9 protein-coding genes are annotated in these 13,684 nt (G+C 63.9%); all 9 read left to right on the top strand.

Annotated features, from left to right (window positions below):
• The first annotated feature begins 260 nt into the window (after positions 1-260).
• The 9 genes from BM154_RS00790 to BM154_RS00750 all read left to right on the top strand — a co-directional run bounded on the left by BM154_RS00790 (position 261) and on the right by BM154_RS00750 (position 13,663).
• A complete protein-coding gene (locus BM154_RS00790) occupies positions 261-2,054 on the top strand; it encodes a sensor domain-containing phosphodiesterase (RefSeq protein ID WP_074879739.1) in 1,794 nt (597 codons plus the stop codon).
• 299 nt (positions 2,055-2,353) lie between these two features.
• On the top strand, positions 2,354-3,187 hold the full coding sequence (locus BM154_RS00785; protein WP_074879736.1) for an oxidoreductase: 834 nt from the start codon (positions 2,354-2,356) through the stop codon (positions 3,185-3,187).
• A 27-nt stretch (positions 3,188-3,214) separates the two neighbouring features.
• Positions 3,215-4,156 (top strand): AraC family transcriptional regulator, encoded by a 942-nt coding sequence (locus BM154_RS00780; RefSeq protein ID WP_074879734.1) that lies wholly within the window; start codon positions 3,215-3,217, stop codon positions 4,154-4,156.
• A gap of 220 nt (positions 4,157-4,376) precedes the next feature.
• On the top strand, positions 4,377-6,068 hold the full coding sequence (gene kdpA / locus BM154_RS00775; protein ID WP_074879731.1) for a potassium-transporting ATPase subunit KdpA: 1,692 nt from the start codon (positions 4,377-4,379) through the stop codon (positions 6,066-6,068).
• A gap of 12 nt (positions 6,069-6,080) precedes the next feature.
• Positions 6,081-8,132, top strand: a complete 2,052-nt coding sequence (gene kdpB / locus BM154_RS00770) for a potassium-transporting ATPase subunit KdpB (RefSeq protein WP_074879728.1) — start codon at positions 6,081-6,083, stop codon at positions 8,130-8,132.
• Positions 8,133-8,154: 22 nt separating this feature from the next.
• Entirely contained in the window at positions 8,155-8,748 is a 594-nt protein-coding gene (gene kdpC, locus BM154_RS00765) for a potassium-transporting ATPase subunit KdpC (RefSeq protein WP_074879725.1), read from the top strand.
• Positions 8,749-8,753: 5 nt separating this feature from the next.
• Positions 8,754-11,426 (top strand): sensor histidine kinase, encoded by a 2,673-nt coding sequence (locus BM154_RS00760; protein ID WP_074879721.1) that lies wholly within the window; start codon positions 8,754-8,756, stop codon positions 11,424-11,426.
• Positions 11,413-12,126, top strand: a complete 714-nt coding sequence (locus BM154_RS00755; RefSeq protein WP_074879719.1) for a response regulator — start codon at positions 11,413-11,415, stop codon at positions 12,124-12,126. Before BM154_RS00760 ends, BM154_RS00755 begins: the two co-directional genes overlap by 14 nt.
• A gap of 220 nt (positions 12,127-12,346) precedes the next feature.
• Positions 12,347-13,663: a methyl-accepting chemotaxis protein gene (locus BM154_RS00750; protein WP_074879717.1), complete on the top strand. Its 1,317-nt coding sequence runs from the start codon at positions 12,347-12,349 to the stop codon at positions 13,661-13,663.
• Positions 13,664-13,684 lie beyond the last annotated feature (21 nt).

The following is a 13,684-nucleotide window of genomic DNA, read 5'->3' as shown; positions in this document are numbered from 1 at the left end:
GTGTGGCTCCGGTGGGCCCGGTCGGAAAACGCGGATGTGAAGACGCTGGCGGTCGCTACCGCGATAGTCTGCCACCATCTGCAGCTATCGGCAGCAGGTTCTACAGCTTTAAACAGCCCAGCAGGGAAACTCATAGTTTCTCACTAACGGTGCGATGGCCAAGTGCGATTGTGAGCCTCGAACAGTGTAGCTAAGCTCAACGAGCCAACCCGACACCGAATGCGACGTTTCCAGTCGTTACCTCACCGATAGTGGACAAGATGACCAAGTGCAATCTTTCGCCCGAAGAAGAACGAGCGCGGCTGGTCGACGTAGACCGCTTGACGTCTGACCTGGAAAGCGACTCGGACCCTGTGCTCAACAGCGTCGTGGCGATGATCTCCGCCCACTTCCAGGTGCCCACTTCACTGGTCAGCATCATCGAGCGCGACTACCAGGTCTTCAAGGCTCGAATCGGCATGGAGCCAGAGCGGACATCACGCGAGATGTCCTTCTGCGTCCATGGCCTGGATGAAGGTGGGGTATCCGAGATATGCGACCCGCTGGGTGACCCGCGCTTTTCAGCCAACCCCTTGGTCACCGGCGCGCCCTTCATCCGCTACTACGCCGGCGCGTCACTGACGGTCCAGTCGGGGCGAAGCCTGGGCAGGCTTTGCGTTATCGATCATCAGGCTCATCCGCCCATGGACGAAGCGGGGCGCAGCTTGCTGCGCAACGCGGCCAAGGTAGTGGTCGCGCGACTGGAGTCGATTCATCGCGCGCATTACATCGACCCCATGACGGGCCTGCCCAACCGGCAGCGGTTTGAGGCGGACATTGTCGACGCGCCCGAGCAGGACGACCGCGTCGCCATACTGATCGAGCCGCTTTCGGCATCAGGCATGGACAGGCTGGCCAAGGCGCTTGGTGGCGGTTTTTTTGCCAGCTTCATGTTGGCGGTCAAAGAGTTGCTGTTGGCGTTGCTACCCGAGGGGGCGCGGTTGTATCGCCCTGGAACCCTGGGTTTTGTGGTCCTGCTCAAGCCATCCATGGTGCCCTCGATACCTGCCCTGGTCAGCAGCATGGTGTCTGCATTCGATCGCCCACTGTACAGCGGCGGCGTTCCGGTCTTTTCCGATGTGGGTATCAGCGTGCTGGGGCTGGAACGGGAGGGCGAAGCGTCAACGGATATCCTGCGCCTGATGGCCAGCGTCACTGATGCCGCGCGCCGCAGCGAGCAACGCTGGCTCAGTTACGATCCGGTGATCGACTCGAGTCTGCGCCGCAGCACCGTACTGCTCAATGCCATTGAAGCGGCGCTCATGGCCCCTGATCAGTTCAGGTTGGTGTACCAGCCTCGCGTCGAGCTGGCCAGCAACCGGTGCGTTGCTGTCGAGGCACTCTTGCGCTGGTCGCATCCCACCCTGGGTGAGATCAGCCCCGCGGAATTCATCCCGCTGGCTGAAACCACTGCCTCGATTCGCCACATCACCAGTTGGGTCGTGCGGCGCGTCTGCGAGCAGTTGGCGAGCTGGCGTGCTCGGGGCATCGAAATGACCGTTTCGCTGAACGTCTCGGCCCTGGATCTGACCGACGGGCAGCTGTTCGATCAGTTGGTCGAGGCCCTGCGGGCGTGCAACGTGGCGCCGCGATTCATCGAGCTCGAATTCACCGAAAGTGTATTGGTGACCGATTTCCAGGCCGTACGCGCACAGCTGCAACGGTTTCGCCATCTGGGCGTGGCCATCGGCATCGATGACTTCGGTAGTGGTTACAGCAACTGGGCCTACCTGCGGCAGATTCCGGCGACCAGCGTGAAGCTCGACCGCTCGCTGTTGGCTGACCTGCAGCCGGGAAACAGTGAGTGGCATATCATCCGTGGCCTGATCAGCCTGGTGCGCGACCTGCGTTTGACCGTGGTCGCCGAAGGGGTCGAAACCGAGCTGCACTACCACCTTCTCAAAGGCTGGGGCTGCCAGCAGGGCCAGGGTTATTACATCGCCAGGCCGCTTTCGCCTGCCGATCTTCTGGCTTGGCTCAATGAGGGTACCTGGCACGCTGCAGGGCAGGGCTGAGCCAAAGTGCGTGAGTCTGCTCGCCAAGCGGCGTAGCGGTTCATCCAGATAAATGCATCGGCGGCGATGATCGCTAACCACGAGCGCAGAAGCCAGGCTCTGGGTTCTTCAGCCCGACGCCAGCGCGAGGTCGATCGATGGCCCGCGGTGGATCGAAAATCATTGGCCGAATGCAGGTGCGGCGCATCACGCCGAGCTGCACGGATAGGATTGGGCAATACAGCGATGCGATCCGGCATGGTTCTGCGCTGCCCCTCGCCCTAGCATGGCGGCATCCCATCTGTTCAGGAATGCGCGCCATGCAGGCATTGAAAACCCTGTTTATCACCGGTGTCAGCAGCGGTTTTGGCCAGGCGCTGGCCCAGCTGGCGCTTGCCGAGGGGCACCGGGTCATCGGCACCGTGCGCAGTGATTCTGCCCGCGCGGCCTTCGAGGCGCTGTCACCGCAGCGGGCCGTGGCGGTGGAACTCGACGTTACCGATTTCGCTGCCATCGACGCCGTGGTCGATGCGGTGGAGGCCCAGCACGGCCCGGTGGATGTGCTGGTCAACAACGCCGGCTATGGTCACGAGGGGGTGCTGGAAGAGTCATCGCTGGCAGAGATGCGTCAGCAGTTCGAGGTGAATGTGTTTGGCGCCGTGGCGGTGACCAAGGCTTTTCTGCCGTATTTTCGCCGGCGACGAGCCGGGCATATTCTCAACATCACCTCCATGGGCGGCCATATCACCATGCCGGGCATTGCCTATTACTGTGGCAGCAAGTTTGCCCTGGAGGGGATATCGGACACCCTGAGCAAGGAGTTGGCACCCTTCAATATCTTCGTCACCGCCGTGGCGCCGGGGTCGTTTCGTACCGACTGGGCGGGCCGCTCGATGCAGCGCACGCCACGCAGCATCAGCGACTACGACGCCAGTTTCGATCCGCTGCGCCAGGCCCGGGAGGAAAAGAGCGGCCGCCAGCTGGGGGACCCACACAAGGCAGCCCGCGCCATGCTGACCCTGATCGCCAGCCCCAATCCGCCTGCGCACCTGCTGCTGGGCAGTGATGCCCTGGCCCTGGTACGTGAGAAACTGCAGCGTACCGCCGAGAGTATCGAGCAATGGCAGGCACTCAGCTGTTCGACCGATGGCTGAGCTTTGAGCAGGAGAGCAGGGCAGCCAATGGCCACGAGCAAGGATTCGACCACCGTACGCATGGTGGAGCTGATGAGCCACCTGGCGCCGCTGGAGGGTTACAACTTGAGCCGGCTGGACGACGTGCGCTTTCTGCGTTCCAACCGACCGCTCACGCGCACGCCGGTGCTCTACGAGCCCGGCATCGTCATCCTCTGCCAGGGGCGCAAGCGCGGTTACCTGGGCGACGAGATCTACGTTTACGACGCCCAGCATTATCTGGTGGTGTCGGTGCCGGTGCCCTTCACGATGGAGACCGACGCCAGCGCGACCGAGCCCATGCTGGCGGTGTACCTGCGCCTGGACTTCAGCCTGGCCGCCGAGCTGATTCATCAGGTCGACGAGGTACGCGGTTTCGCCAGCGCAGAGCCGATGGGCATGTACGCGTCACCCATGGACGAACCGCTGCGCCAGTCGACGCTTCGCTTTCTACAAGTGATGGCCGACAGCAGTGATGCCCAGATTCTCGGGCCGGCCATGCTGCGCGAACTCTACTACCGCATCCTTATGGGCGAACAAGGCGCAACGCTGCGCGCGGCTCTCGCCCAGCAAGGGTTGTTCGGCAAGGTGACGCGCGCCATCCACAAGATCCATCGCTGCTACCACGAACACCTGGATGTCGGGATCCTGGCCCAGGAAGCACAGATGAGCGTGCCGAACTTTCACCGACACTTTCGCCAGGTGACCGACTCATCACCCATGCAGTACCTCAAGTCCACCCGGCTGCATCAGGCGCGGCTATTGCTGCTGCGCAACCACCTGACGGTCACCACGTGCGCATTTATGGTGGGCTACGAAAGCGCTTCGCAGTTCTGTCGCGATTTCAAAAGGCTCTTCGGTCGCACGCCGCTGGCGGAAATCGCCTGGATGAAGGCGACTTATGCGTTGCCGGCTCCGCAGACCCAGTCGCCCTTCGTATCGTCACACTGACGAGCGCCCGGTATTGCTCGAAAAGGCCGCGTGTTGCCTGAGCAAGCAGATCCGTTTCTGGCTTCGACTGCCTCGGCTGAGGTAAAGCCATCTCTATCACCAGCGCTGCAGATCTTTCTTTACGGTTAATTTATGCATCACGGGCTTAACGCAATAGAGACTTTACGGCCATAGATTCAAGAATGCCTCGGTCGCCAGTACGGCATTGAAGGCATGGATCATGACTGAGTTTCTGTTCGTTTTTGGCTTGGCCATCGCGCTGGCATGGCCACTGGGTCGCTACCTGGCGGCCATCATGCGCGGCGCGCCGATGCGCGGGGATCGCCTGTTCGCCCTCGTGGAGCGCCCGCTTTATCGATTGCTGGGCGTAAACCCTGCCCAGGGCATGGGTTGGAAGACCTACGCCGGCGCCTTCCTGCTGAGCAATCTGGTGCTCGGCCTGCTGGTCTGGCTGATGCTGATGACCCAGCAGTGGCTGCCGCTCAATCCCAATGCGGCCCCCAACATGCGCTGGGATCTGGCGCTGCATACCGCGGTCTCGTTTCTGACCAACACCAACCAGCAGCACTATTCCGGGCAGGCGCAGCTTTCCTACCTGGCGCAAATGAGTGCCATCGTGGGCCTGCAGGTGATCACACCGATGATGGGCCTGGCCCTGGTGGTGGCCACGCTGCGTGGCCTGTTCGGCGGTCGCCGGCAGGCGGGTGGGAGCGAGGCAGCCGATGTCGGCAACTTCTGGGCCGATCTCATTCGCCCGACCGTGCGCCTGTTTCTGCCGCTGTGCCTGGTGCTTTCGGTATTGCTGACCTGGCAAGGCGTGCCCTCTACCCTGGAAGGCGGGCCGCTGGCAAAACCGCTCGATGGCGCCGCGCAGATCAGCGAGCAGAAGATTCCCCTCGGCCCGGTCGCCGCCATGGTCGCGGCCAAGCAGCTGGGCACCAATGGTGGTGGCTGGTACGGCCCCAACAGCGCCGCGCCACTGGAGAACCCGACTCCCATGAGCAACCTGCTGGAAACCCTGGCCATCATCCTGTTGCCGATGAGCGTGGTGTTCATGGTCGGCAGCCTGACCGGGCGGGCCAAGCTCAGCGCACTGATCTTCGGCTGCATGCTGAGCATGTCGCTGATGTCGGCTGGTATCGCGCTGTGGTCCGAGGGGCACTCGGCGACCAGCAGCGACAGCGCCCTCATGGAAGGCAAGGAAGTGCGCTTCGGCGCCGACGCCTCGGCGCTCTGGGCCGCCGTGACCACCCAGACCAGCAACGGCTCGGTCAACGCCATGCATGACTCCCTGGCGCCGCTGACCGGCATGGTGAGCATCGCCAACATGCTGGTGAACGCGATCTGGGGCGGCGTTGGCTGTGGCCTGCAGCAGTTTCTCGTGTACCTCCTGCTCAGCGTGTTCCTGGCCGGTTTGATGACCGGCCGCACACCCGAACTGTTGGGCCGCAAGATCGAGGCGCCGGAGGTGAAGTGCCTGGCCGTGCTGATCCTGTTGCAGCCGCTGGTGATTCTCGGCTTCACCGCGCTCACCCTGTTGCTGCCTGATCTGGCGGGCACTTCCAACCCCGGGGCCCATGCCATCAGCCAGGTGCTCTACGAGTACACCTCGGCCTTCGCCAACAACGGTTCAGGGTTCGAGGGGCTGAGCGACGCCAGCTACTGGTGGAACCTGACCTGCGTCGTGGCGCTGATCCTGGGCCGCTACCCGGCTCTGATCCTGCCGCTGATCATCGCGGCGATGCTGGCGCGCAAGCGGGTGACGCCGGAAGGCCCGGGCACCCTGCGGATCGAGACGCCGACCTTCGCCCTGACGCTGATGGCCATCATCGCCATCCTCACCCTGCTGCAATTCATGCCCGTGCTGGTGCTGGGGCCCGTGGCCGACCACCTGCAGTTCATCACCCGTTGAGGCTGATTTCCCATGACTCAGATAACCCAACATTCCGTTCAGCCCAAGCGCCCGGCGTTGCTCGACAGCGCCGGTGTGAAGAGTGCCGCGTTGGCCGCCTTCGCTAAGCTCGCGCCGAATCACGCATTCAGGAACCCGGTGATGGCCGTGGTCTGGGTCGGCACGCTGCTCTGCGCCGTGCTGACCCTGATGGGCAAGAGCACGCCCGCCATCGGCTGGAGCGTCACCTTGCTGTTGCTGGTCACGGTGCTGTTCGCCAACTTCGCCGAGGCGGTGGCCGAAGCCCGTGGCCGCGGCCAGGCCGATTCGCTGCGCAAGGCGCGCAAGGATCTGGTCGCCCGCCGCCTGAAGAGCCTGAGCGAGCGCGGCGAGCCGCAGCGCATCGCCGCCAGCGAACTGCGCCCGGGCGATCTGGTGATCGTCACCCAGGGCGAGATCATTCCCGCCGATGGCGAGATCATCGAAGGGCTGGCGAGCATCAACGAGTCAGCGGTGACGGGTGAATCCGCGCCGGTGCTGCGCGAGGCCGGTACCGACCGCTCCGGCGTGATCGGTGGCACCAAGGTGCTGTCCGACCAAATCATAGTCGAAGTCACCGCGCAACCGGGTGACAGCTTCCTGGATCGCATGATCGCCCTGGTCGAAGGTGCCAACCGTCAGAAGACCCCCAACGAAGTTGCCCTGGGCCTGCTGTTGACCACCATGACCCTGACCTTCCTGATCGTGGTCATCACCCTGCCGGCCATCGCCGCCTTCGTCGGCATCAGGATCGATCCGCTACTGTTGATCGCCCTGCTGGTGTGCCTGATCCCGACCACCATTGGCGGCCTGCTGCCGGCCATCGGCATCGCCGGCATGAACCGCGCGCTGTCCGCCAACCTGCTGGCCAAGTCGGGCAAGGCCGTGGAAGTCGCCGGTGATGTCGACGTGCTGCTGCTGGACAAGACCGGCACCATTACCCATGGCGACCGCCAGGCCACGCATTTTCATGTACTGCCTGGCATGCAGCTCGGCCGCCTGCAGGAAGCCGCGTTGCTGTCATCCCTGGCCGACCCGACCCCGGAAGGCAAGTCCATCGTCAGGCTGGCGCGGCAAAACGGCGTCAACAGTGAAGCGCCGAAGGACGCCACCTTCATTCCCTTCAGCGCCCAGAGTCGCCTGTCCGGGCTGGATATGGCCGACGGCCGAGTCATTCGCAAGGGGGCCATCGATGCCATTCGCCGCCATGTGCTGGCGGTGTCCGGCTCGGTACCGCCGCAGCTGCAGGAACTGGTCGATCAGGTGGCACGCCAGGGCGCCACGCCATTGGTGGTCGCCGACGGTCGCCAGGTGCTGGGCGTTATCGAACTCAGCGACGTGGTCAAGCACGGCATCAAGGAGAAGTTCGCCAAGCTGCGTGCCATGGGCATCCGCACCGTGATGATCACCGGCGACAACCCGCTGACCGCGGCGGCCATCGCCGCCGAGGCGGGCGTCGATGACTACGTTGCCGAGGCGCGGCCGGAAGACAAGCTGGCGCGCATCCGCCAGGAGCAGGAGCGCGGTCACCTGGTGGCCATGGTCGGCGACGGCACCAACGACGCGCCGGCGCTGGCCCAGGCGGATGTCGGCCTGGCCATGAATTCCGGCACCCAGGCCGCCAAGGAGGCGGGCAACATGGTCGACCTGGATTCCGATCCGGCCAAGCTGCTGGCCGTGGTGGAAGTGGGCAAGCAGCAATTGATCACCCGCGGCGCGCTGACCACCTTTTCGCTGGCCAACGACGTCTCCAAGTACTTCGCCATCCTGCCAGCGCTGTTCGCCGGGGCAATTCCGGCACTGGCCGGGCTCAACCTGATGCAGCTTTCCAGCCCGACCAATGCGGTGCTGTCGGCGCTGATATTCAACGCCCTGATCATCCCGCTGCTGATTCCGCTGGCCATGCGCGGGGTACGCGTGCGTGCCGCCAACGCCACGGCGCTGCTGCGTCGCAACATGCTGGTCTATGGCATCGGCGGCGTGTTGCTGCCGTTTCCGGCGATCAAGCTGATCGACATGCTGCTGTCGGCAACCATCGGCGTGTAGCCGACTACATTGGGTGAACGATATGACCAACCAAACGACTGTGCCCCAGGGCAATCTGCTGCGTCCCGCCTGCGTCCTGGCGCTGATCAGCCTGCTGGGCTTCGGCCTGAGCTATTCGCTGCTCGCCACCGGCATCGGCAACGGCCTGTTTCCCGAGCAGGCAAGCGGCAACCTCATTGAGCGCAACGGCGTCGTCATCGGCTCGCAGTGGGTAGCCCAGCCATTTTCCAGCCCCGGCTATTTCAGGGCGCGCCAATCGGCCGCCAGCTATGATCCGATGGCCATGGCCGGCAGCAACCTGGCACGCAGCAACCCGGCGCTGCGCCAGCGCATCGACGAGCAAAGGGCTGCAATTGCCAGCCAGGAGGGCCTCGAGCCGGGCGCCGTACCGGGCGATCTGCTCACCCAGTCCGGCGGCGGCCTGGATCCGCACATCAGCCCGCAAGCGGCGCAGATCCAGGTCGCCCGCGTGGCGCGCGAGCGCGGCATGTCGCCAGGCGAGGTGCAGACACTGGTAGGCGCCTACACCGAGGGCCGGCAATGGGGGCTGTTCGGTGAGCCCAGGGTCAACGTGCTGTTGCTCAACCTGGCCCTCGATAAAGCCCACAGCAGGTAGTGGCCATGCAGGAAAACCGTGAAGCACGTGCCGATGCCCTGGCGGGTGAACTGCGCCGCCAGAACAGCGGCCACCTGACCCTGTTTCTCGGCGCGGCGCCTGGCGTGGGCAAGACCTACGCCATGCTGTCCCGCGCCCGGGAGCTGCGCCGGCAAGGTGTCGACCTGGTGATCGGCGTGGTGGAAACCCATGGCCGCAGTGAAACGGCCGCACTGCTCGACGGCCATGAGCTGATCCCGCGCCGGCAGATCGACTACCAGGGCCACCGGCTCGACGAGATGGACCTGGACGCCATCGTGCAGCGCCAGCCCCGTATCGTGCTGGTCGACGAACTGGCCCATCGCAACGCACCCGGCAGCCGCCACGAACGGCGCTGGCAGGACGTTCTGGAACTGCTGGACAAGGGCATCGACGTCTACAGCACGGTGAACATCCAGCACCTGGAAAGCCTTAACGACATCGTGCACCGCATCACCGGCATCCGGGTCAGCGAAACGGTGCCCGATGCGGTGCTCGACCGGCTGCGCGATATCCGCCTGGTCGACCTGCCGCCGGGCGAGCTGATCGAGCGCCTGCACCAGGGCAAGATCTACCTGCCGGACATGGCCGAACAGGCGCTGCAACGCTTTTTCTCGGCGCCCAACCTGGCGGCGCTGCGCGAACTGGCCATGCAGACCGCAGCTGACCATATCGAGGATCACCTGCGCGAGGCTCACACGGCCCAGGGCATCAGCGGTCTGGCCCTGCGTCGGCGGGTGCTGATCGCCATCGACGGCAGCGGCAACTCGGAATACCTGGTGCGTGCCGGACGGCGTCTTGCCGAACGCCGGGATGCGCCCTGGAGCGTGGTCACCGTACAGCGCGCCGGGCGTATCGACCCGGCCAGGCAAACCGAACTGGACCGCGCCTTCGCCCTGGCGCGCAGTCTGGGCGCCGATACCCAGGTGCTGCATGGCAACAACATCGCCGATACCTTGCTCGACCATGCCGCCCACGACGGGGTTTCCACCCTGGTGGTCGGGCGCAGCCGCGAGCGCCCCATCGCCCGCATGTTCAACCGCACCCTGACCCAGCGCCTGCTGCAGCATGGCGCCCATTACGAACTGGTGATCCTGAGTTCCCCGCACGCCCGCGCGCAGTCGCGAGCAGGCTGGCGCCACCGTGCTCCGGCACGCTGGCTGTCCTGCCGGGACGCGCTGTACGCCAGCCTTTGCGCCTCGGCAGCGACGGGCTTCGCCTGGCTGGCGGAGCAGTGGGTCGGCCTGACCGACCTGTCGATGATCTTCATCGTGGCGGTGGTCCTGGTGGCGGCCCGCACCCGCATGTCGGCCGCGATCCTGGCGGCCATCCTGTGTTTTCTGGCCTACAACTTCTTCTTCATCGACCCTCGCTACACCCTGATCATCGCCGCGCCCTGGGGCATCACCACGGTCGTCTTGTTCCTGCTCACCGCGCTGGTGGCCGGGCGGCTCGCCTCGCAACTGCGCATGCAGGTGCTGACCTTGCGCGCGGCGAACACCCAGGCGTCGGTACTGCAGCACCTGGGGCGACAGTTGAGCGCGGCTGCCGACCTGGAGCAGGTGCTGCAGGCCGGGCGTAACACCCTGGAGCGCGCCTTCGGGGCGACGGCCATGTTGCAGGTGGGCGCCTCCCAGAGCTCCCCATCCGGCTTGCAGCTCGCCCAGTTGGATAGGGCCGCTGCCGATTGGGCCATGAGCCATGGGCAACCGGCCGGCCGCCATACGCAAACCCTGGCCGGCGCCGCCTGGTGGTTCCTGCCGCTGCTGGGCAACGATCGGGTCATCGGTGTCGTCGGTTTGCAGGAAAACACCCAGCAACGGCAACTGAGCGCCGAAAACCGTCGCCTGGCTGAAGCGATCTGCACGGACATCGCCCAGGCGGCGCTGCGCACCACGCTGGTCGCGGAGCTGGAAACCGCGCGGGTCAGCAATGAAACCGAACGCCTGCGCTCGGCATTGCTCTCGTCGGTTTCCCACGACCTGCGCTCGCCATTGGCTGCCATGCTGGGTTCTGCCGGCAGCCTGATCAGCTATTCGGCGGCGATGAGCGAGGAGGATCGTCTCAGCCTCTTGCAAACGATCCAGCAGGAAGGCGAGCGCCTCGATCGTTACATCCAGAACCTGCTGGACATGACCCGCCTGGGTCACGAGGGCCTGACCCTGCACCGCAGCTGGATCGGTGTCGACGAACTGGTGGGCTCGGCGACCGGCCGGCTGCGCCGCTATCGGCCGCAGGTGCTGGTCGAGCTGCAGCTGGACGCGGATCTGCCGCCGCTGTGGGTGCATCCGGCACTGGTCGAACAGAGCCTGTTCAACGTGCTGGAGAACGCTGCCAAGTTCTCGCCCCCAGGCGAGAGCATCCAAGTGTTCGCCCGGGAGGTCGACGGCTACCTGCAGCTGGACGTTCAGGACCGCGGTCCGGGGATTGCCGAAGAGGAACGTGAGCGCATCTTCGATATGTTCTACAGCATCGAGCGCGGCGACTGCGGCAAGCAGGGAACCGGCCTGGGGCTGACCATCGCCCAGGGCATGATCGGCGCCCACGGTGGCAGCGTCAGCGCGTTTTCCGGCGAAGGCGGGCAGGGTACGCTGATCCGCCTGAGCATCCCGCTGCTCGAACCGGACCAATCGACAGAGGTGCGTGATGACCGTGATTGAGGCTGCCTCCAGCTGCGCACGCATCCTGATCATCGACGACGAGCCGCAGATCAGGCGCCTGCTCGACATCAGCCTGCGCGCCCAGGGCTACGAGGTGCAGCAGGCCGAGGACGGCACCCGTGGCCTGCTCAGCCTGGCGGAGCAGGGCGCTGACCTGGTGCTGCTCGATATCGGCCTGCCTGATATGGATGGCCATCGCGTTCTTCAGCAACTGCGCGAGTGGAGCAGCGTGCCGGTGATCATGCTCACCGTGCGTGGCGCCGAAACGGAAAAGGTCGCGGCCCTCGATGCAGGCGCCAACGACTACGTGACCAAGCCCTTCGGCACCCAGGAGTTGATGGCGCGCATCCGTGTGCTGCTGCGCCAGGCCAGCACCGAGCGCAACGAAGCGATCATCTACGACGACGGCGACCTGCATATCGATCTCGCCCGCCGTGAGGTGCTGTTGCGCGGTGAGCGCCTACAATTGGCCCGCAAGGAGTACGCGTTGCTCGCGCTACTGGTGAGGAACAGCGGGCGCGTGGTGACCCAGCCGCAGATACTGCGGGAAATCTGGGGCAAGACTCACGACGACGACCTGCACTACGTGCGGGTGCTGGTGGGCAAACTGCGCCAGCGTCTGGGAGACAACGCCGCGGCCCCTCGCTGGCTGGCCACCGAGCCGGGCGTGGGCCTGAGGTTCATCGCCGCAGAAAGCTGACCCATTGGGCCCTTTGCTGGCCAATCTCGAAAGCTGCCCTTGGCGATTGGCGCCGGTTGTCAGGAGCGGCTTTCGGCCAAGGGTTGTCAGTGAACGCCTCGCTACCGAGGCGTCTTCTCAGCGCGGAAAATATTTATCGGCAAGCCCTTATCTTTAGTTGTCTTTGGACGATACCAAGATCAGGGGCGATCCCCCCTCCAGTCACTGCGTTGAGGCCATCATGTTCGGTTCACACATCCGTACTGAATTGCACGAATACAAAAAAAGGTTTGAAAATTGCGACCAGAAACTGGCAGCGATACGCAGCGGCATGGCGATGATCGAGTTCACGCCCGAGGGCAAGATCCTGGAGGCAAACCCGGCGTTTCTAAACGTCGTGGGCTATCGCCTCGAAGAGGTGGTCGGTCAGCATCATCGGATGTTTTGCCCTCAAGCGCTGGTCAGCAGCCCGGACTATTCGCAATTCTGGAAGCGCCTTTCGCAAGGTGAAAGTTTCAGCAACCGGTTTATGCGGGTTACCAAAGACGGGCGCGAAATCTGGCTCGAAGCAACCTACATGCCCGTCTGTGACGCCGCGGGGCAGGTGGTCAGCGTCATCAAGGTCGCCGCGGACATAACCAGACAGGTGCAAATCGAAAACAAGCACGCGAGCATGCTCAAAGCCATTGATCGTTCGATGGCAGTGATCGAATTCGATCTTGGCGGTCACGTGCTTGAAGCAAACGAAAATTTCCTGGCCACCATGGGCTATCGGATGGAGGAGATCCGTGGAAAGCACCACCGCCTATTTTGCGAACCGGCCGAGGCCAACAGCGACGGCTATAACCGCTTCTGGCAGCGCTTGAATCAGGGCGAATATGTCCATGAGATTTTCAAGCGCGTTGCAAAAAATGGCCGTGTCATCTGGCTTAGAGCCACTTATAACCCGCTCTTCAATGCTGCCGGCAAGCTGTACGGTGTGGTCAAGTTCGCAAGCGATATCACCGAGCAGGCAGAACGACGAGAGGCAGAGTCGGCGGCGGCACAACTGGCGTTCGAGATCGCTCAGCAAACCGATGAAAGCTCGGTAAAGGGAGCGGGTACCGTTGAAGAGACCATGCAGCTCGTTCAGGGGATTTCCGAGGAACTGGAGCAAGTCTCCGAGCACATGAGTGCGCTGAGCACTCAATCCGAACGCATTGGTAGCATCGTGCAGGTCATCAGAGGCATCGCCGACCAGACCAATTTGCTCGCCCTTAACGCAGCGATCGAGGCGGCAAGAGCAGGCGAGCTTGGAAGAGGCTTTGCGGTCGTAGCGGATGAAGTTCGCAGCTTGGCATCTCGAACGAGCCAGGCCACCCTGGAGATCAACGAAGTCGTGCAACTGAACCAGAACCTCACTCAAAGTGCCGTGGCGGGTATGTCGCGAAGCCAGGACAAAGTGAGGGAGGGCGTCAGTCTTGCGGGGCAGGCAGGAAACGTAATGGAGGAGATCCGCGTAGAGGCTCAGCGGGTAGTGAGCGCGGTCGGCCAGTTACGGCAGACCGTGCAAAACTAGCCATGAAATGCCGGGGTGCCG

The sequence above is a fragment of the Phytopseudomonas argentinensis genome (genome assembly GCF_900113905.1).
GTDB lineage: Bacteria > Pseudomonadota > Gammaproteobacteria > Pseudomonadales > Pseudomonadaceae > Aquipseudomonas > Aquipseudomonas argentinensis.
This window is presented reverse-complemented; position numbering and strand designations above follow the sequence as displayed.